This is a genomic window from Bradyrhizobium zhanjiangense, assembly GCF_004114935.1.
In the GTDB taxonomy this organism is placed as follows: domain Bacteria; phylum Pseudomonadota; class Alphaproteobacteria; order Rhizobiales; family Xanthobacteraceae; genus Bradyrhizobium; species Bradyrhizobium zhanjiangense.
The window spans coordinates 2,002,188-2,021,231 of the sequence record NZ_CP022221.1 but is presented as its reverse complement, the minus strand read 5'-3'; the positions used below and the strand labels follow the sequence as shown (position 1 = coordinate 2,021,231).

Below are 19,044 nucleotides of genomic sequence, written 5' to 3'. Positions count from 1 at the left end.
AGATGTCCACGCTTGATACGGCACGTTCGTTTAATTTTGTGAGCTCGCTGCCCGATGAGCTCGACGATGGCGTTTTATTGGATAGCCTTCCTATTGGCGTATACGCTTGCGACGCTGCCGGCTTTATCCTTCGCTACAATCGTGCGGCCGCCGCTTTGTGGGGGCGCAAACCGCGGCTGGGCGAGCACGCCGAACGGTTCTGCGGTTCGTACCGCCTGCTAGACCTGGGCGGCACGCATATCCCGTCCGCGGAATGTCCCATGGCCATCGCCCTTGCGACCGGTCGAGGCTTCCGGGATGAACGTATCCAGATCGAACGTCCCGATGGCAGCCGCATTATGGCGCTGGTGAATGTCGAGGTACTGCGGAATGTCCGCGGCCGAGTGACGGGCGCGGTAAGCGTCTTCCGTGACTGCGGATTCCCAGGTCGGGACCGTGGACAAGCAGCCGATCATGTGGCGGATCTCGAGGCGATCCTGAAGTCTCTTCCGGCGGCGATCTACACGACCGACCCGGAAGGCAGGATCACCTTCTACAACGAAACCGCCGCCGAGCTATGGGGGGTGCGGCCCGAGCTACACCGCAGTGAGTTTTGCGGCTCGTGGAAGCTCTACTGGCCCGATGGAACGCCCCTTCCGCATGATCAATGTCCCATGGCGGTCGCCCTGAAGGAGCGAAGAGCAATCAATGGCCAAGAGGCAGCGGCGGAGCGACCCGATGGAACACGCATCCCGTTCCTAGCCTACCCGACGCCCCTATTTGACGAAGTCGGCGAGCTGGTTGGCGCTGTAAACATGCTCGTGAACATTAGTGGGCGCAAATCGGCTGAGCTCGCCAGCCAGCGATTGGCTGCAATCATTGAATCTTCCGACGATGCGATCATCTCCAAGGACACAAATGGCATCATCACCAGCTGGAATGGCGGCGCCCAACGCCTCTTCGGGTATTGTGAGCATGAAGTCATTGGCAAGCCCGTGACGATCCTCATTCCGTGCGATCGGCAGGACGAAGAGCCGGCAATTCTCAGTCGCATTCGGCGCGGCGAACGCATTGAGCACTACGAGACGATCCGCCGGAGGAAGGACGGCAGTCTCGTTGACATCTCGCTGTCAGTCTCACCCATACTGGATTCGAGCGGGAACGTCGTTGGCGCTTCGAAGATCGCACGGGATATTTCGGACCGGCGGCGCGCCGAGGAGCAGAAGAATCTGTTGCTCGGGGAGATGAATCACCGCGTGAAAAACCTCTTCGCGTTGGCTGGAGGCCTAGTCAATCTGAGCGCTCGCGGCGCTACGTCCGTTCCGGATCTGGTCTCTGACCTCCGGGGCAAGTTCTTGGCGCTTAGTCGAGCTCATTCGTTGACGCTATCAGGGGCAGAGACCGACGCTCACCAGATTACGACCCTTCATACGCTCATGGCCGAGGTGACAGAGCCTTATGACCATGAGGGGACGTCCGAACGCCGGATTGCCGTATCTGGCCCGGACATTCAACTCGGGCGTAGCGCCGTTACGAACCTTGCTTTGCTCCTTCATGAGTTCGCGACAAACGCGCTCAAATATGGAGCTCTGGTAGATCCATCCGGCCAAGTGCGGATCGAATGCTTTGAACGGGAGCATGACTTTTGCATTACCTGGCGTGAAGCTGGAGTGGTTTCGCCTGCGGGAGAATCGGCGCGTGAAGGTTTCGGCAGTTGCCTCGCACGGGCAGCAACCACCGCCCTTAACGGCAGTTTTTCTCGGGACTTCACGAGCAATGGACTGGAGATTCGGCTGACCGTGCCACGGGCCAAATTGCGCGAGTGATCGCCGAGCAGGACTGAAATGTCGCCGTTCACGAACGAGATCAGTAATGGTCACGAGAAGTCAATCCTTCATTCGAAGGGATTCGTATCCCTTAGTTAGGAGCGCTATGCGGTAGATCACACAGCATATCTGGGCTTGCCGTTTCCGACCGTCGGCGTCGAAGTGGCGACACTCCCGATGTATCCACGATCGGTTGGCGGAAGCCACATCTCCTGAGCGTTTCCGCGCGGCAGTTGGGCCGGCGACGGTTAGTCGTGGGCCGCCTTTCGATTCCGCGACCCGATTGCAGGCCGACTGGCGCCATATTCCAAATGCAGGCTTTCGATCAGAAACGTCTTAGCGCTGGACAGGAATCGGCTTGCTTGAACGACGAGTCAGGAACCTTTCTCTAGCAGCACGCTTGATAAATGAGCAACTCTCACAACAGCGTAACTCGCCGCGCACAAGGGAACATTCCATGACGAAAGAAAAGACACTGGAGGACCTCTTCCACGACACGCTCAAGGACATCTACTACGCGGAAAGAAAGATCCTGAAAGCCCTTCCGAAGATGGCCCGCGCCGCTTCATCGCCTGAGCTGAAGGTGGCATTCGAAAAGCACAAGGACGAGACAGAAGGCCAGATCGACCGCCTGCAGCAGGTGTTCGAACTGATGGGCAAGCGGGCCCAAGGCAAGACCTGCGACGCAATCGAAGGAATCATCGCCGAGGGCGAGGAGATCATCGAAAGCTTCAAGGGTACGCCCGCGATCGACGCCGGACTGATTTCTTCCGCGCAGGCGGTCGAGCACTACGAGATCACGCGCTACGGCACGCTCAAGCGATGGGCGGAGGTTCTGCGCTTGAAAGACGCCGTCAAGCTGCTCGACGAGACGTTGGAGCAAGAATCCAACACGGACGAGGCGCTGACGGAGTTGGCGGACGCATCCGCCAACGAATTGGCGAAAGCTGCCTGAACTCGAAGCCACCCGGCAACGCCGGTGGCTTTCTCTTCAGCAAATATCATTCGAAAGGAGATCATCATGGGTCGTGGCATTCTGCTCTGGCTGTTGGGTGTTCCCATTCCGATCATCATCCTGCTCGCGCTGTTCATGCGGTAAGGGGAAGCCATGGCAACAACCCAATCTGCAACAGACACTATGGCTTCAACCGAATCGTCGCCGTCGGCTGTCAGCTGGGGACCGATTGTTGCTGGCGCGTTCGCTGCGTCAACGCTCACGCTGATTCTGATGCTCCTGGGCTCCGGCCTTGGCCTGACGATGGTGTCCCCGTGGTCGAACGAGGGCGCGAGTGTCACGACCTTCGCCGCCTCCACAGCAATTTGGCTGATTGTCGTTCAATGGTTATCCTCGGGCGCGGGTGGCTATCTGTCCGGGCGCCTGCGCACCAAATGGGTCAGCATCCACACGGATGAGACCTTCTTTCGGGATACCGCGCATGGCTTCTTGGTGTGGGCGCTCGCAACGCTGTTGGTGGCAGCGGTTCTCGGCTCCGCCCTATCCGCTATGGTCGGCAGAGGCGTCCAGGCAGCCTCGACCGTCGCATCCGGTGCGGCCATGGGCGCTTCCGCCGGCACGACTGCGACCGGCAATACCGGGTCGGAAGGAGCGTCGAATGCGATGTCCTATTTCGTCGACGCGCTGCTCCGACCAACCGATCCCGCCCGTCTGTCGGCACCGGGTGCTGGTGGCGACGCCGCTGCGGCCGCGCAGGCCTCTCGCATCCTGATTGCAAGCGCCGCGGCGAGTGAAGTGTCTGCCGACGACAAGGATTATCTTGGGCAGCTTGTTGCGGCGCGCACAGGATTACCGCAGCCCGAAGCGAGAGCCCGCGTCGATGCCGTGCTGGCGCAAGTGCAAGCCGCCAAGGTCAAGGCGCGGCAAGCGGCCGACGAGGCACGAAAGGCGAGCGCAACCTTCGCGCTGCTCGGAGCTCTATCCCTGATCATTGGAGCGTTCATCGCCAGTGTGGCCGCCGCGCTGGGTGGCAGACAGCGTGACGATGACGAAGCGACCTATCTCACGGCGCGTCGTTAAAAGCGGTCAAGCGGGCCGGCCCGCGAGGGCAGGCCGGGCTTATCGGCCGATCATCTTGCCTAGCAGCGACGAAAGCCGACTCATACGGCGGGAATGGCGGAGGCGCGGCCGCGGGCTGAGCCTGCCGAGGAGGATTTTGCGGCGAGATCTGGGCTGCGCGTGAGAGCTTGTCACGCGCAGCCCACTCACCTCTGTGGCCGGGTATGCAGACAGCTTGGAACTAGTGCGCGTCACCACTTCTGCGAGCCGTACCATTCCTCGACATCTTGGCGAACTTGATCCTTCGCGACTCCATAACGCTCTTGGATCTTGCCCTCAAGTTGGTCCTGGCGACCCGCGATCTGATCAAGATCGTCGTCCGTGAGCTGACCCCACTTTTCTTTTACCTTACCCTTGACCTGCTTCCAATTTCCCTCAACACGGTTCCAGTCCATCGCTCGCTCCTATGGTTCGGTTCGAAGGTTTATTGCCGATTGATAACGCGAGAGAGGCGCTTGCGTTCGATCGCTCGCTCCGCTTTTCGGCCAGGATGAACGCTACGATGTGAGCGATTTGAATGAGCCTATGCTCGACAGAGCGCCCCGTAGACAGGCAGCGTGACCGTCGAATAGCCTCGCAGCGCGTGGATGCGCTCGATTGGCCTTTTGCTGACGCCAGCTTCGATCCGGCCGCATCTACCACGGCATTTCGCTCCGCGGATGCAGGGCCACTTCAATGAAATAGCGATCGAGATCCTCGTGCCTCAAAGAGTCGCTTGCCGGTACTTGTCAATGCAGCCGAGAGGCGCGGCGGCCTGCGCTTCATCCGGATCACTGTTTTTAACGCCGTCGACCGGCGGCGCTATGAACCGGGAGCTGCTCGACGCCCGGCGCAAGGCCACCGCCGCGAGCGGCGCTCTTCACGAGCTGAACGCACCCGGAAGACCGAGTCGCGGAAGAAGTCGCGCAGGGCATGAAAACGAAGGAAGCGCTGTGGCACGGTCGAAGATGAAGTCGTGGGACAGCTTACCGGCGGTGTGGCACACGATTTCAACAATCTGCTGACCGTCATCATGGGTGGCGTCGACACCATAGGCCGACAGCTCGCTCGTCCGCCAGAAGAGATGGACCTCGCGCGTATGCGCCGGGCGCGCGATATGGCGCATCATGGACCCAGCGCACCGCCGCGCTCACGTCGCGCCTCCTTGCGTTCTCGCGCTAGCGAACTCTGGTTCTGCCGAACTCCTGCAGCGAACACTGGAAGAAACGATAGCCTTCGAAACGGTCCGCCCGCGCGCTCTCCAATAGCGCCATAACGGCCGGGCGGCTTTGCGGTGGTCACCGGCAATTCGCCGGTAGGACCGGGTTGCCGACACCAACCTGATTCGAGGAACCACCGATGCCGACGAGATGATGAACCTTCGCGCGCTCGTGGAGAAGGCCCTAGACGCCGACCTCCTACGATAGATGATCGGCTTTGCCGCCCAGTGACTGATGGAGCTGGAGGTCGCCGGGCTGACCGGAGCGTCCTACGTCGAGAAGAGCCAGGAGCGTCTGACGCAGCGCAACGGCTACCGTGACCGGACCTTCGGGGACCCGCGCCGGCGCGGTCGAACTGCGGAGTCCAGGCTGCGCAAGGGCTCCTACTTCGCGGGTTTCCTGGAGCCGCCGCGGATGGCCAAGAAGGCGTTGACCGCCGTGATCGTCTCGACCCGCTCGGTCGACGATCTGGTGCAGGCGATGGGATGAGCCGGATCTGCAAGAGCCAAGTGGGCCGGCTCTGCGTTGCGATCGACGACAAGGTGAAGGCTCTCCTCGCCCGCCCGATCGAAGGCGACTGGCCGTATTTGTATTCTCAGCAACATTGCGCGAGAAGCTCCACTGGCCTCGCTCTTGGTAGCCTTCTTGCTCGGCATCGCTGTCGCGAGTTGGCAGGATGCCGCCTCTATCGCAGGGAAGCGTCACTGGTCGTTGCCACTATCGCACCAAGCGTAAGCTGTCGGATTTCTGAAGCATACCCGCCAGATGGCTGCCCGGCGCGGAACTTGTCGATTCGATCGCTATCTTGCGGAACGCGTGTGATCCAGTCGCACGTGAGGTCGACGATTTGTCGCCGACTCGCGGGACGAACAGCACAACGGAACTTGCCGAGCCCGTCCACGTTTCGTGTGAGGCGGAGCAAAATGCCTAACTTGCCTACAGCCCCAACGTCTCGATCAGGTCGGGTCCGCGGATTGCCGGCCACGTCTCGCGATCTGGATATTGTGAGAATTGCGGCCGCCTTGGTCACAGCCGCGATCCTCCTTGCTGGCCTGCATTACGGCCGAGATATACTCATTCCGCTCGCGATCGCCTTCCTGATCACTTTCGCGCTGAACCCGCCGGTTATCTGGTTTGTCCGGCGAGGCCTGCCCAGACTGCTCGCGACAAGCCTCGTCATGGTGACCGTTGTGTGTGCGCTGGTGGGACTAGGCGTCATTCTCGGCGCCCAGGTCCGTTCGATCGCGGTCGAATTGCCGGCCTATCAATCGACAATACTGACGAAGCTGTCGGATCTGCGTCGGAATCTCAAAGCACCGGGCTTGTTCGACGGCGTTTTGAAAACGTTTGAACGCGTCCAGAAAGAGGTCGAGGCAAAGGAAGATAGACCTGCGGATGGTCCCCTCCCACAGCGCGTCGAGATCGTTCCCACACCGCAAACGCCGTTCGAGCAGGTATTTTCCTGGTTTGTGCGTTCAGCGGAACCTCTGGCCACCGTCGGCATCATTTTGATCTTCGTCTTTCTGGCGCTGCTTGATATCGGCGATCTTCGCGACCGGTTTCTACGGCTTTTGGGAGGCAGCTTCCATCGCTCGACCGATACGATTCAGGAAGCTGGCGCACGTATCAGCCGATACCTTCTGATGCAGTTGCTCGTAAACGTCAGTTACGCAATACCGCTAGCCGCCGGCCTCTGGATCATCGGCGTACCCGGTGCCTTGCTATGGGGGGCCGTGGGCGCGGTCATGCGGTTCGTCCCCTATGTCGGCCCACTGATTGCTGCGATCTTTCCAATCGCGCTCGCCTTTGCCGTCGATAGCGGCTGGAGCATGTTGCTTTGGACAGTTGCGCTGATTGTCGTCCTCGAATTGACAAGCAACAACATTGTCGAGCCGCTGCTCTATGGTTCCAGCACCGGCCTGTCGGCAATCGCGCTGATCGCCGCGGCAATATTGTGGACAGCGCTTTGGGGTCCCGTGGGGCTCATCCTCTCCACCCCTCTCACGGTTTGTCTGCTAGTCCTCGGGCGTAACCTGCCACAACTGCGCTTCCTCGAAACCATGCTAGGCTCGACGCCTGCACTGGATGTTCCGGCCCGCATCTATCAGCGGCTGATTGCAAATGATGCCGACGAAGCTGTCGAGATCGCAAGCACCGAGATCGAGAGGTCTTCGGTCGTATCATTCTACGATGCAATCGGCATCGAGGTCCTTGGTCTCGCAAGCGAGGAGTATCTCCAGAATGCCAGCGCCGAGCACCGCCTGCGCCTGGCAAGCGGAATGGATACGCTCCTCGACGATCTGAGAGATGAATACCCCTCTTCCCTCAGTCCAGAGGGAAAGCCAACGGTGCTGTGCATCGGAGGGAAATGGGAGATCGATGCCCTCGCCGGCGAGATGCTCGCCCATGCGCTCGCTTTCGAAGGGATCGCCGCAGCTTCCCAACCCGCTGCAAGCGTCAATGCCGATTATCTGGCCAAGCTCGACCTGAAGGGCGCGGACATTGTCTGCCTCAGTTACTTTACGCCGAATCCAGCCATCCCCGCTCGCCACGCCTGCCGGCGTCTGCGAAGACGATGGCCGAATTTGCGAATCGTCCTTGCGCTATGGAAGGCTCCGCCGGAGCTGTTGACCGACGAATCCCTTGCAGCGCTCAAAGCCGATGCTGTCGTGACTTCGGTCGAGGAGGCAGTTCGTCGCATCCACCGCATCATCGACCCCGATGAGGCCAAGGCAGCTCAGCAAGCCCCTGTGCCGGACAACGACGCAGAGCGTGTCAACGCACTCAAGGCGACCGGGGTCCTGGAAGGTGATAAGCGTGAAGCGCTGGATGCACTCGCCAAACGTGCGGCCGACGTATTCAACACCGGCGTTGCCGTGATCACCACGATCGATAAGGACCACGAATACTTCGTCGGACAAAGCGGGAAATTGCCAGATGCCATCACCGACGATACAGGCACGCTGCTACCGATGGAGCGCGAACACGCGATTTGCAACTACGTAGTAGCCAACGACGAGACGCTGGTGGTTTCGGATATCGAGCGCGACCCGCGCTTTGCCGACAGCAAAACGATCGAGCAATGGAACGTACGCTTTTACGCCGGCGCTCCGCTACGTGCAGGCGACGGTCTGATAATTGGAGCGTTATGCGTTCTCGACTGCGAACCCCGCACGATGGAGGAAAACGAGGTTCAGCTGCTTGAGACGATGGCCGCCGATGTCGTAGCCACCATTACAACGAGTGATGCGGAGGACGAAGCGTCGGTGAAATCTGCGCCTGCTGCCTCATCGGCAACAGTCGGGTAGCCGGTGCCCCGTAGCCTACGCCAATCCAAAGGTGACATTTCCCGACGAGGCTACCCTGTCAAAACAGTGCGATGAACGTACCACCATTCCAGCGCAAGTGACTCCCAACAAACATTCAGTCGGCATCGCGGTTGAGTTCAGGAAAGGTTCTCGAGTTGCCAATCCGTTCTCACGGCGGCCGGTTGTGCGTATTGATCCTCCATGTCCTAGTTTAACGTCAGCGGTATCCTAACTCGCTATGTTCACTCTTGGACAATTGAAAACCGAACGTCTGTTTCTCCAGTTGAGGGCGTGTGACTCCATGCGCGTTGGAGGGAGCGTGAACGAGGTGCCTTTAATCCTCGTCGTCGAGGACGAGTATCTTCTGCGGCGCGATGTGGAGGAGATACTGACCGGCGCCGGCTTTGCTGGCGACAGTTTCCCGTCAGGAGACACTGCGCTGGCCAGCTTTATGGACAACGCTAAAACTTACAAGGCGCTGATCACCGACGTGAACCTGGGTGACGGCTTGAACGGTTGGGAAGTCGCACGGCGCATCAGGGAAAAAGAAGCTGGCTTTCCGGTCATCTACATAACGGCCTATTCGGCCGCAGAATGGACCGCGCACGGCGTTCCTAATAGTATCCTCATCTCGAAGCCCTTTGCACCAACGCAGTTGGTCACCGCTCTGTCGAATCTCCTCAACGTCGGGTCGGCGCCGACAACGTAAGGCCGCCGCAGTTGGCGGCCTCTTTCATTCGAATGCCACCCGTTGGTTCGTCACGCCTACGCGGCGCCGCTGTCGTCGTCTTGATGGGCGTTGCCCTGCTGGGCGTGCATCCAATCGGCAATCTGCTGCGCTTTGCTCGCGGCCGTGAAGATGGCGCGCTTGTCGGAGCGCAGCACGTCGACCCAGGAGGCGATATAGCGGGCGTGATCCGGTCGCGGCTCGACGCTCAGATTGAGGTCGGCGCAGATCATGGCGCTGAGCAACTCGACGGTGCATTCCTCCATGGCATAGGCGGCCGAGCCGAACCGTCCGGTGAGATCGCGATCGAGGCGATGCTTGGCGCCGGAGGCGTGCCCGCACTCGTGGAGCAAGACGGCGTAGTAGGCGATGGCGTCGCGAAAGCTGGCGAATGCCGGCATCTCCACGATGTCCTTGGATGGCATGTAGCACGGCTGCGAGCCGCCGTGCCGAATATCGATGCCGAGGGCGGCACAGAAGCGCTCGGCGTGTGCGATGCGTTCGGTCTCCGGCAACACCGGCATCTCAGGCGGCGTGTAGCCGTCAACCTGCGCGCTATTAAAGACTGTGTAGCCGCGGGCAAACATGCGGCGTGCCGGTTCGTCGCGATCCCCATCGCCGTCCTGACGATCGGTGTCGCGGTCGCGATCGGCCTGCTTCCAGAACACCACCAGTTGGCCGCGCTCGCCCTTGCGAACCTGAGCGCCAAGTTCGTGCCATTGGCGATACGTGCCCCAGGTGCCGCTGGGATAACCGCTCTCTTGCGCAGCAGCCCAGAGCGCGATGACGTTGACGCCGCGATAAGCCTTGCGTGAGGCGACATTGACGGGCGTCGTGATGGATGATCCGTCGTGGTGCCAGGGCATCCGGTACTCGCCGGCGCCGGCCTCGATGGCGGCGATGATCTGGTTGGTGACGCGCTCGTAGATATCCTTGCTGGCTTGGGTCGGGCGGTTGCGATCCGTGCTCATGGGTGTCTCCTGTGCTCGCCCTCTCCGTCGAGGGCGAGGCATCAGGGGCAGACGCGGCAGGCCGACCCGTCACACCCTGTTCTCGGTCGCTGGTGCGGAACAGGGTTGACGGGTCGGCAGCGTCTGCCACAAACCCGAGCCCCTGCCTCGACGGGCGAGCACAGGAGACCGTGACCATGCGAGCGGCCGCCGCAGGACCATGCTGCGATTTGCGCGGCTCTCAGCCTGCGCCGTCGCGAGGTAAGCGCCGCAACGGAATGACGTTGGCCTGAGGCGATTGGGCCAGTTCATCCTGCAAGCGCGTGATCTGCGCATCGCGTTCGGCGACCTGCAACGTCAGCATCTGGATGTGCTGGGCAAGCGTGCGGCTAAGTGTGCGCAGCTCGGCCATCTCGGCGCCGCGCACGGCTCTGAGCTCGGCCTCGAGGGTGCGGATGCGCTGCTTCAAGGCGTGGGGAGATGATCGCCGCTGGTGGGCTTCGGCGACACGAAACTCGGCGAGAAGATCGGCGGCACGGTTCGCGGTGGCCCGGCTGACACCGGCCTCACGCGCCAGGTTGGCGACGGTGAGTGCGCCGTCGGTGCGCTCGGGTCGACCGTCAAGCAATCGTGCCATCGCCGCCCGCAGCGCCGCCTCGCTCTTCGAACCAATCGGTGCGGTCATGCGCCACCATCCATCAGAGGTGCAATGAGCCGGCGCTTGCGTTCGTTGTCCTGCGTGATGGCTGCGCGTTGCAACGGCGACAAGCGACCGTCGCTGAGCAAAGCTTCCCCCTCGGCGATCGAGGCCCGCCATGGTTCGAGGTGGCGCGCGGTCAGGCAAGCGTTGGGGCAACGGTCTGGGCTGCATCGCGACAGGGCTGGCGCGGCCCGTTCAGAATCCGGCGCGGCTGCGAGGCACAGCGCGGTCGCAGCGTCGAACAGGCAGTCGTTGAGAAAGCCCACATGCAAGGTTCGGCCGAGATGGGCGAGCATGGTGCGCAGCCGCTTGCGGTCCATGATCCGGCCAGGCAGATCGCCAAGCTCGTCCTGCACGCGAGCAAACTCACGTCGCAGTCGCGTGGCGCCCGGTCCGGCCGGACCGTCATCGCGACGGAAAGCTTCATAATGCGCGACGATATCGTCGAACTGGCCGAGCGCACGTTCACGCTCGACCGCCAAGCGAAAATCGCCATTGGGCGAGCCGGCATATCCCTCGAACATGGCGATCGAGGCATGCTTGTACTGGATCTTGCCTGCGATGGTGCCGAACGGCCGGTTGGCGATGTACCACGCGATCGTGCGGCGAAGCTGGCGGGTCGTGAACTTCCAGGGCTCGTCCGCGATTCGAGGAATGACTGGTTCGTCGCCACAGCGTGCATCGAGACCTTCGCGGAACAGGTTCAGTGTCGGCGTCGCGCCGATGCCGAGATGATCAGCGCTCCAGGGCCAGTCCTTTAGCGCCACCCATAGGGACGATAGTCCCTTCTCCCGACGATTGCGCGCCGAAAGGATCTCCATCACCGCGACGGCGCGGGCGACGGGTTCGATCGTGATCCAGTCGGCCGTCACGCCGCGCGCGCCGTGGCGCTTGTAGACCGTGCTGCGCACCCGGTAGCGCTCGATCAAGCCATCGGCGCTGCGCTCCGCTGACACACAGCCCGGCTGCATGGCCTGCACCTCGCTGTCGCGCATGCCAGTGAGATAGGCGCAGATGACGTAGCAGGCGCCCTGCAGCATACGTTCCTCCCGGGCGAGGCTCAGGCCGTCAAAGCGTTGGCGCCACGGCAGACTGGTGTCCGGATCGATGGAGATCGGCGTATCGAGACCGCCAACCTCGGTCCCGAGCTCAGCCGCTGCCTGATCGATCAACCGTGCCGTCGGTTCGGACTGGCTGATACGGCCGCTCTCGCGCGCACCGACATGGAGGCGTATCAGCTGAAGATTGTAAGGTGGTGTCTCGGCGCCAGTTTGGGGGTCGATGCGGCGGGCGACATTGGGCGCGCGCTCCCAGATCGGCACGCCTCGGCCGGCCATCCGGCGCGCCTCGAGCCATTTGATCGTGCGGGTGAGATAAGTCCCGGCAACTGCTCCCCCGGCCCGCGCATCCTGTGCCATCAGTTGCTCGCAACGGGCTTCAAGGGCATCGAGCTCCGCTCGTGCCGCGAGGATATCCGGCGCATAGACATCGACATATTTGAGCGACCAGCGCAGGATGGCGCCGATGATCGGTTCGGGAATGCGCGGTGTGGCATTCTCCGCCCGTGCCGGCGGCCGCTTGGCAACATGGTGAGCCGCACGCCCACGCCACGGCAGAAAGCCAATGCCGCCTTCCGTCAGCCATGGCGACAGATGATGCAGATCGATAGGGACCTCGACGTACTTCACTGTCTCGTGCGGCGTTCGCCGGCCACCATCGCGGGCGTGTGCCAGATAGGCGTCAAGGACAGGCTGGTCGATCCGGCGCAGATCGACGGCGCCAACGTGCGCGGTGAGGAACGCCGCGAAATGCTGGATGTAGCGCAGCAGCCGGATGGCCCAAGCCACGCTACACGGCGCCCGGTATCCGGGCACATGGATGCGGAGCCGCGCGAGCACATACTCCTTGGCGAGCCGCCGGGTCAGGGGGTCCGCGATGCGGGCGAAATTGAGCCGGTAATTGCTGTAGCGGGCGTTCACCCGGAAAATGGCGACTCCCAAAATCCCAGTGGTCATCGCCAAAGCGTGGGAATTGCGCTCGATCCGCATCCTCCCTGACCGGAATGCCGGCAAGCACGGGCTCGTCGTCGCCATAGATGGCCGACGGAAGCGATGCGGGCTGTAACAAAGCGCTGTTAACGGGAGACATTATGGTGCTCCAGCTTCGGGCGGCAGGTAAATCAGCGTCGGGTCCGATGCTGCGAGCTGGCCTGCCTGTTCGATCTCGGCTACGCTGAACCGCGGCAAAATCTGATCGGCGATCCGCCCATGAACTCGGCCGAACTTGGTGATCCAGTCGGCTTCGTTGAGCGACTGCCGTTGCGCTCGGATAAAGTTCAGAAAGGACAGGAGCGCGGGCAGCTGCGTGCGGTGATGACTGCGTTACTGCATTCGAGGCAGCCCCAGAATGGGGACGGACAAGCGTCCCCTTCGGCGCCAAACGGGCTCTTGTGGAAACCGCCGCAACTAGCGAGCCAGACATCCTGTTGGCCGCTGAACAGCGCGTTGACGGCCGCATGCCCAGAAACCGGGAGACCGACGGCCTCGTCCGGATCGGCTCGAACGGCTGCCTCATCTCCCGATGAGAGGACGCACGGATGCAGGGCGGCGTCGAGCGCGTCCCCCATGGCATCAGCGATGGTGGCTTCGTGGATATGACGAAGCGCGGGGATATCGGCGTAGTGATTGGCTGCAACCGACACGCTGTGGCCGACCACAAAGCGGTCGAGCTGACCGCCGGTTCGCCGATACCATGCTGCTTTGTGCGTCTTGCGGAGGCGTGTCAGATTGAGCCGGAGAGGCTTGCCCTCCTCGTCGCGAATACCGTGTCGCTCGGTCCATGAGGCAACAAGTTCCTTCGTGGCGAGGACGCGCGGGGTCAACCGCCCCCAGGCGAAGTGAGCCAAAAGCGTGCCGGTGGCAAGCCGGCTTCGCGCGGGCACGGTCCACTGCAGCACCTTGCGGATCAGGCCGCCCGGCGTCGATGAGGCGCCATCGCGTACACGCAACCGCTTCCACTCGGCACCGCGCGACCGCCGCTTGCAATACTCGATCTCGACATAGCCGCCCGCAGAGTTCTTCAGGCAATCCGACCGCAAGTCCTTGATTGCTTCGATCTCCAGACCGGTATCGAGCGAGAGCAAGACCATCAGCGGCACGAGGTCGGCGGCGAGCAAATGCCGGCGGCCGTGCAGATCGTGGATCAGGCGATCGTTCGGCAAGCCACTCTCGCGGCGAAGTGTGTAGAGCCGCTTGAAGACGGGGTGCCGGTGACCGATGGCGCCTTCGGCGTCGATCACAGCCATCGCGCGTTCATGCGCGAGCGACAGGGCTTTGGTCTGATCGGCATCCGCGAGCGTCAGACTACGATCCGTCTCGGCAAAGCGACTGATCAGGGCGGTGAGATCGGCGCGCGCAGCATTCCGCAGTGCCGCGGCAACATCATCGCCATAGGCATCGCGTGGCCGGTTGCGCACCCCGGGTCGGTCGCTCGTATACATCAGCCGCCGCGAGGCATCGGGCGGCAGACACCCCGGCTCGGCGGCCTCGGCGAGCCGGAATAGATTGAGCACCTTGCTCATGCGGTGAAGCCGATGATTGGGGTGCAGACCGCTCTCCTCCATCCACCCATCGAATCCGTCGATGCAACCTGCGCTCATATCTGAGAGGCGCGTGACACTAGGATTCGCGGCATCGAGATAGCGCCAGAAGAAACTTGAGTGCGTTGGCATAAGCCGCCGCGGTCGAAACCGAGCCGGCCGGGCCGCCGACCTGACAGGCGCGCCAGAGCGCGCCTGCAAGCGGTTGGGCCAATACCCTGCGGCCAGACAGCATGGTCAGATCGATCGTGATACTGCGATCCGAGAGGGTGACGGTGAATCGGAGCGATGCGATGGCGGTGGCGGCCTCGCCCTCGGGATCAGGCAATGCCTCGGGGAACAGCGCGCGGCGTCCAGGCCGCCGCACCGGCGCAGTTGTCAGGTTCGTCATTGCGCGTCACCGGCGGCATCTTCGGCCCAGCGATCGGCGGCCGCGTCGACCAGCTCCTGCGCCTCGGCAAGACTGTCGAGATAGATGTAGGTACTGGTCACGCTGGCGTGGCCTAACAGATGCTGGAGCTTCTGCAGCGGATCCCCAAGGATCCGGCGGTAGGCTGCGCCATGCCGATCCTGCGGATCGAACACGATCCCGATCTGCTCACGGATCAGCATGGAGAGCATGTTGACGGCGAAGGTGTGCCGCAGCGTGTGCGGCGTCACGTCGACGTCGATGCCGAAACGGCGGCAGCGCGCGCAGGCGCGGCGGAAGGCCGCTTCCCAGGTTGCTGACGAGACAGGCTCACCGCCTTCCGTCAGCCAAAGCAGGGCATGCTGCGCCTTGCCGGGCGTGCCGATCAGCACACGGCCGCGCTCACCCGGCGTCAGCCGGTCGAGGCGAGCCCGTTTGCCCATCGTGTCGACAACCTTCTCGCCATCCGTCGTTAACCAAAGCGGATTGGACACCATCGGCTCTCGCCGGGCTACCGAGATCGCGCGCTCAAGATCGATGTAGTCATTGATCAGCCTTAAGACCCGGCGGGGGATACGGATGCGGCGCGGCCGTCCGCCCTTGGCGACCGCCCCGGGAAGATCGAACGGAAGCGAGCGCATGCCAGAGTCCGACGTACGCGGAAGATCGGCGAGCAACAGACCGCCGCCCTCGGACAACCGCAAACCGGTCGTAACCAGGAGTTCGGCGAACAGCGCGTTGCGCTCGCTGTTGCGGCCCCGCCAGGCCGGGTCCTCGGCACCGTCAGGCAGCCTTCCGCGCAGGCCAACGTCGCGAAACAGCAGATAGCTGCCAAGATCGACGAAACGCATATCGTGCCGTCGCGCGGCACGTTCGCGCGAGCGGTTCGCCGCCACAGCCAGCAACGCGTGCGTCCCCGCCCTTCTGTGCAGGCTCACCACGTACTTGAAGGGCGAGGTCGTCATGATCCCTTCTTCGACGGCCCACCGATAGAACTTGTCGAGCGCCGCGATGCCTCGATTCCAGCTCGATGCCGAGATGCGGTAGGGAGCCGCCGACAGCCGCCGTGCCCGATGAAACGCCAGAATGTCATGGCGGTCGGCCTGCCACACTGTCTTGCCGTCCCGCCGCTCGCAAAGAAAGCGAGCCCAGACCAGAATGTCCCGCGCGTACGAACGCCAGGTGTTCGGCGAGCGCGCGCCCATACCCGGGCAGGCGCGGAAGAACCGATTGAGATGGAGATCGTAGCTGCCGTCATCCATCAAAATGAACGGCATGCCGTCGATCAGCCCGGCGCGCTCGGCAACGTCGACCGCTCCGGGCACGATGCTCACTACAAGGCCATCAATGGAAGAAGGAAGCGGACGCGATAGCGCGTCAAGGTTCGTAAAGTACAATTGCACGCACATACCCAAGCGGAGCGCCTTCGGCGCACTCTTTTTGTTTAGGATGCGAGGGGTTCCCCTCGCGCTCTCCCGCTCGCCGCGTGGCAGGGTTGCAGGACTTCGCCTGCACCCCTTTGAATAGCTTGTGGTGGCGCCGCCGCGTCAAGCGTTGTCCTCGCTACGCTGCGGGAACGCTTGACTCGGACGTCTGAAGAGCTCCACCGCAACACCGGTGACGCCGCTCCATGCCTGATTCTGAGACAGGATCACAGTGTTAGGATAAGGCGACCAGTTCTTCGAAGGCATACTTCTTCGTACCGTAGGATCCGCTCTGGTCGCGGTTGAGGCGCGAGGGATGCCCAGTTGCATGACCCAGTTCATGCAAGGCCGTGCGGTGCCAGTTGATGGGTTCGAAATAGGCCTGCGGCGGCGGGACCTGCACGTAGTCTTCGGCGATTGCATAGAATGCACGATCTCCACCAATCCGAAATGGAATTCCGCTGCCCTTGATCAGAGCGTCGACCGTGGGTTCAATTAGGCCGGCCGGCGGTGGCGGCGCCGCGTTTGCGATCTCGTCGGGCAGCTCCTCGCACTGATCGGTGTTGAAGACGGTGAATCGTTTGAGGAATGGAATTGCCTGCGCATCTTCGCCGGTCTCGGCGGCGCGTCGCCTTTCGTCATTCGGCACAAAACGATCCGCGTAGACAACTGTGGTGCCGAGCTCTCCCTTTCGAACGTGGCCGCCAAGCGAGAGCGCCTGCCGGAAGGTGAGCCAACTTTGACCGGCAAATCCGCGCTCAATCACGGCGCCCCAGAGTATGAGGATGTTAACGCCGCTGTATTGCCGGTTAGTCGACGCATTTTTCGGCATGGCCAGCGGCGCTTTCGCCGCGGACGTACCCCAGGGCTGAACCCAGGGGACGCGTCCGGCCTCAAGCTCGGCAATGATCTTGTCGGTAATTTCGTTATAGAGGGTTGCCCGGTCCTGGCCGGCGCGCGCGCGAGCAGTAGTGTTTGACATCGCGGGTCTCCGCGACGGGCGCCGCGAGCCTCTCTCGCAACTTCTAACCCGTCACGGAAAAACCAGCCTGCACTCTTACTCTCAGCCCTTGCGCCATCTACCGAGGGCCTCATTCGCGATCAGGCGTGCGCCCAAGGGCGCATCGCCGCAACGGAAAATGGCACCCGGAGAGCGTGAGCATCGCGACCCGAAGGGGCACGCGGGTCCGAGTGCAGCGACGAGACCGGTTCAATAGCGGCACCCGGGAACGGGGCAGTGATAGCGATCGCCGCAGGCGAGCCCTTTTCCCGAGTGCCCCCGGCGAGGAGCACCAAAGCTCTCTAGCGCGAGGGATCGAAGCCGCAAGGCCGAGACGCTGCGCGGCTCGGTTCACGAGAGCCCGGCGCGGCCCTGGCCGCACGCGCCAAAACCTGAGCGAACGTGATGCAGGCAATGATACGAGAACCGCCCGACATTTTCACAGAGTCTCACAATTATGGAAGAGAGGCCTGTGGGCGGAGCGAAGCGGAGACCACTAAGGGTCGCGAGACCCGGCTAAGAGGCACCCGAGCTCGGGGCAGTGATAGCGACGCCGGAATGCAATGACGGCGGGACCCGAGAGCGAGTGCCTCCGGCGAGCGACTCAATGCGGATTTACGTCTCCTTGGTATCGATTTTGCTTTTGTGATATCCTCTCACTCGTGTGCATGTCTATGCACGGCGTGGGCATGTTCACTGAGAGCCAATTCTTACAGAGGACGACATGGCCAAGAAAGCGAAGAAGGCAAAGAAGACCGCGAAGGCAGCTACCAAGAAGGTGGCAAAGAAGACTTCAAAGAAAAAGAAGTAGTCATATCGGCTGCTGATATATTGCCGCCTCCGGGGCGAAACCCGGATGAAGAGCGAGACCTCCCAAAGGATATGAAGCGTCCTTTGCAGCCGTTTGGTGTCGCGGCAAGCTAAGATAAGGCCGGACCTTTGTGCAGGTGGCTGCTGCATAAAGGTCCGGTTTTTCGTTTCTGCCCCGCGAGGGCGTGATTTGCTCGTGCGCGAGGGATCGAAGCCGTAAGGCCGAGACGCTGCGCGGCTCGGTTCACGAGAGCCCGGTGCGGCGACCGCCGCACGCGCTAATCTGACAAGGAGCAACCACCTGAGTTCGGACGTCTGAAGTATCGGAAATGGTTTCTTCAGTTCGTTCTTGCCCACCCTAGCACCTGGCCGGGCGGAAAATTCGGCCTTCGAAAAACCACGAGATCCCACGATCCCGAATCCCAGTCGTGTGTTAGCGATAGGGAACGTCTGCGGGACTAAACGATTCGTCTCAGCGTGGGAGAACCTTTCAATGCTGATGACCAAGCAGAGACCGCCGGCGATCCGTACCCTGCGCGGTTGGGCGATCAACGTGCTGAATGAAGCCGGTGCCATCCGCGAGTGTGAGGAGCACGGTTGGATGCAAGACCGCGCCGATCCGCATGCACGAGAGCGCGCCTTCGATATCGCCCGTCAGGACCCGCCAGCAGACGTCTCCCCTCAAGCAGCGGCGGCCGCAATTCGCGACGTGCTGGATTCGATTGGTGATAGCTGCCCAGAATGCGCCCCTGACGAGGAGGACCGACGCTAAGCTTCGACGCCAGCCCGTCTCCTACTCAGCGGCCTAGCCGTTTCTCCACACGCTTGCGCGCGTTGCCGACCTTTTTGACAGCCTTTTTCACCGCCGGTGCCGACCTTCCGGTCTTCTTCGCCTCGTACTGCACCTCGTAGTCCTGCCCGCCGGCCACCCGTGCCCGGTCCTGCTTGCGTCCGCGGGACGTCTTCGACTTCTTCGCTGCCGCCATGGATACCTCCTGTTCGTGGCGTCGAGGCAACGCAACAAGGATTCGCCGGTTCCG

The 19,044-nt window shown here is 62.1% G+C and carries 17 protein-coding genes and 1 pseudogene; 8 read left to right on the top strand and 10 right to left on the bottom strand.

The features are described from left to right. The first annotated feature begins 2 nt into the window (after positions 1-2). The 3 genes from XH85_RS09690 to XH85_RS09680 all read left to right on the top strand — a co-directional run bounded on the left by XH85_RS09690 (position 3) and on the right by XH85_RS09680 (position 3,840). On the top strand, positions 3-1,805 hold the full coding sequence (locus XH85_RS09690) for a sensor histidine kinase (protein ID WP_245473930.1): 1,803 nt from the start codon (positions 3-5) through the stop codon (positions 1,803-1,805). A 457-nt stretch (positions 1,806-2,262) separates the two neighbouring features. Further along, positions 2,263-2,760, top strand: coding sequence for a YciE/YciF ferroxidase family protein (locus XH85_RS09685; protein ID WP_128937178.1), 498 nt, complete (start codon positions 2,263-2,265; stop codon positions 2,758-2,760). 153 nt (positions 2,761-2,913) lie between these two features. Further along, on the top strand, positions 2,914-3,840 hold the full coding sequence (locus XH85_RS09680) for a hypothetical protein (RefSeq protein WP_128931717.1): 927 nt from the start codon (positions 2,914-2,916) through the stop codon (positions 3,838-3,840). Positions 3,841-4,070: 230 nt separating this feature from the next. Here the strand turns inward: XH85_RS09680 and XH85_RS09675 are convergent, their stop codons facing one another. Both XH85_RS09675 and XH85_RS09670 read right to left on the bottom strand, forming a co-directional pair. Beyond that, positions 4,071-4,274: a CsbD family protein gene (locus XH85_RS09675; protein WP_128931716.1), complete on the bottom strand. Its 204-nt coding sequence runs from the start codon at positions 4,272-4,274 to the stop codon at positions 4,071-4,073. A 464-nt stretch (positions 4,275-4,738) separates the two neighbouring features. Next, positions 4,739-4,987 carry a hypothetical protein gene (locus XH85_RS09670; RefSeq protein ID WP_128931715.1) on the bottom strand — a complete coding sequence of 83 codons (249 nt, stop codon included), beginning with the start codon at positions 4,985-4,987 and terminating at the stop codon, positions 4,739-4,741. A 325-nt stretch (positions 4,988-5,312) separates the two neighbouring features. Here XH85_RS09670 and XH85_RS47815 point away from each other — a divergent pair, with 325 nt between their 5' ends. From XH85_RS47815 to XH85_RS09655, 3 genes are all read left to right on the top strand, one after another. Next, positions 5,313-5,567, top strand: coding sequence for a transposase (locus XH85_RS47815; protein WP_420837871.1), 255 nt, complete (start codon positions 5,313-5,315; stop codon positions 5,565-5,567). 485 nt (positions 5,568-6,052) lie between these two features. Continuing rightward, complete coding sequence (locus XH85_RS09660; protein ID WP_245474222.1) at positions 6,053-8,386, top strand: AI-2E family transporter; 2,334 nt, start codon at positions 6,053-6,055, stop codon at positions 8,384-8,386. A 319-nt stretch (positions 8,387-8,705) separates the two neighbouring features. Further along, positions 8,706-9,095: a response regulator gene (locus XH85_RS09655; protein ID WP_245473927.1), complete on the top strand. Its 390-nt coding sequence runs from the start codon at positions 8,706-8,708 to the stop codon at positions 9,093-9,095. 56 nt (positions 9,096-9,151) lie between these two features. Here XH85_RS09655 and XH85_RS09650 read toward each other — a convergent pair whose 3' ends face one another. The 4 genes from XH85_RS09650 to XH85_RS46195 form a co-directional block, all read right to left on the bottom strand. Beyond that, a complete protein-coding gene (locus XH85_RS09650) occupies positions 9,152-10,084 on the bottom strand; it encodes an ArdC family protein (protein ID WP_128931714.1) in 933 nt (310 codons plus the stop codon). Positions 10,085-10,304: 220 nt separating this feature from the next. Continuing rightward, positions 10,305-10,748, bottom strand: a complete 444-nt coding sequence (locus XH85_RS09645) for a hypothetical protein (protein WP_128931713.1) — start codon at positions 10,746-10,748, stop codon at positions 10,305-10,307. Next, a complete protein-coding gene (locus XH85_RS09640) occupies positions 10,745-12,778 on the bottom strand; it encodes a hypothetical protein (RefSeq protein ID WP_245473924.1) in 2,034 nt (677 codons plus the stop codon). Before XH85_RS09640 ends, XH85_RS09645 begins: the two co-directional genes overlap by 4 nt. Before the next feature lie 320 nt (positions 12,779-13,098). Continuing rightward, complete coding sequence (locus tag XH85_RS46195; RefSeq protein ID WP_245473921.1) at positions 13,099-14,067, bottom strand: hypothetical protein; 969 nt, start codon at positions 14,065-14,067, stop codon at positions 13,099-13,101. Between XH85_RS46195 and XH85_RS46190 the strand changes: the two genes are divergently transcribed. Then, a complete protein-coding gene (locus XH85_RS46190) occupies positions 14,032-14,325 on the top strand; it encodes a hypothetical protein (RefSeq protein WP_245473919.1) in 294 nt (97 codons plus the stop codon). The genes XH85_RS46195 and XH85_RS46190 overlap by 36 nt on opposite strands. 115 nt (positions 14,326-14,440) lie before the next feature. On the opposite strand, the gene XH85_RS46185 is transcribed toward XH85_RS46190, so the two are convergent. The 3 genes and pseudogenes from XH85_RS46185 to XH85_RS09625 form a co-directional block, all read right to left on the bottom strand. Beyond that, a complete protein-coding gene (locus tag XH85_RS46185) occupies positions 14,441-14,752 on the bottom strand; it encodes a hypothetical protein (protein WP_245473918.1) in 312 nt (103 codons plus the stop codon). Next, positions 14,749-16,032, bottom strand: a complete 1,284-nt coding sequence (locus XH85_RS09630) for a tyrosine-type recombinase/integrase (protein WP_245473917.1) — start codon at positions 16,030-16,032, stop codon at positions 14,749-14,751. Before XH85_RS09630 ends, XH85_RS46185 begins: the two co-directional genes overlap by 4 nt. Before the next feature lie 406 nt (positions 16,033-16,438). Further along, positions 16,439-17,176 (bottom strand): annotated as a pseudogene (locus XH85_RS09625) (ArdC family protein); the annotation flags it as partial. A 1,321-nt stretch (positions 17,177-18,497) separates the two neighbouring features. Between XH85_RS09625 and XH85_RS09620 the strand changes: the two are divergent. Beyond that, positions 18,498-18,776 (top strand): hypothetical protein, encoded by a 279-nt coding sequence (locus XH85_RS09620; RefSeq protein ID WP_128931711.1) that lies wholly within the window; start codon positions 18,498-18,500, stop codon positions 18,774-18,776. Between the two features lie 25 nt (positions 18,777-18,801). Here the strand turns inward: XH85_RS09620 and XH85_RS09615 are convergent, their stop codons facing one another. Continuing rightward, positions 18,802-18,990 carry a DUF3606 domain-containing protein gene (locus XH85_RS09615; protein ID WP_128931710.1) on the bottom strand — a complete coding sequence of 63 codons (189 nt, stop codon included), beginning with the start codon at positions 18,988-18,990 and terminating at the stop codon, positions 18,802-18,804. Positions 18,991-19,044: the final 54 nt, after the last annotated feature.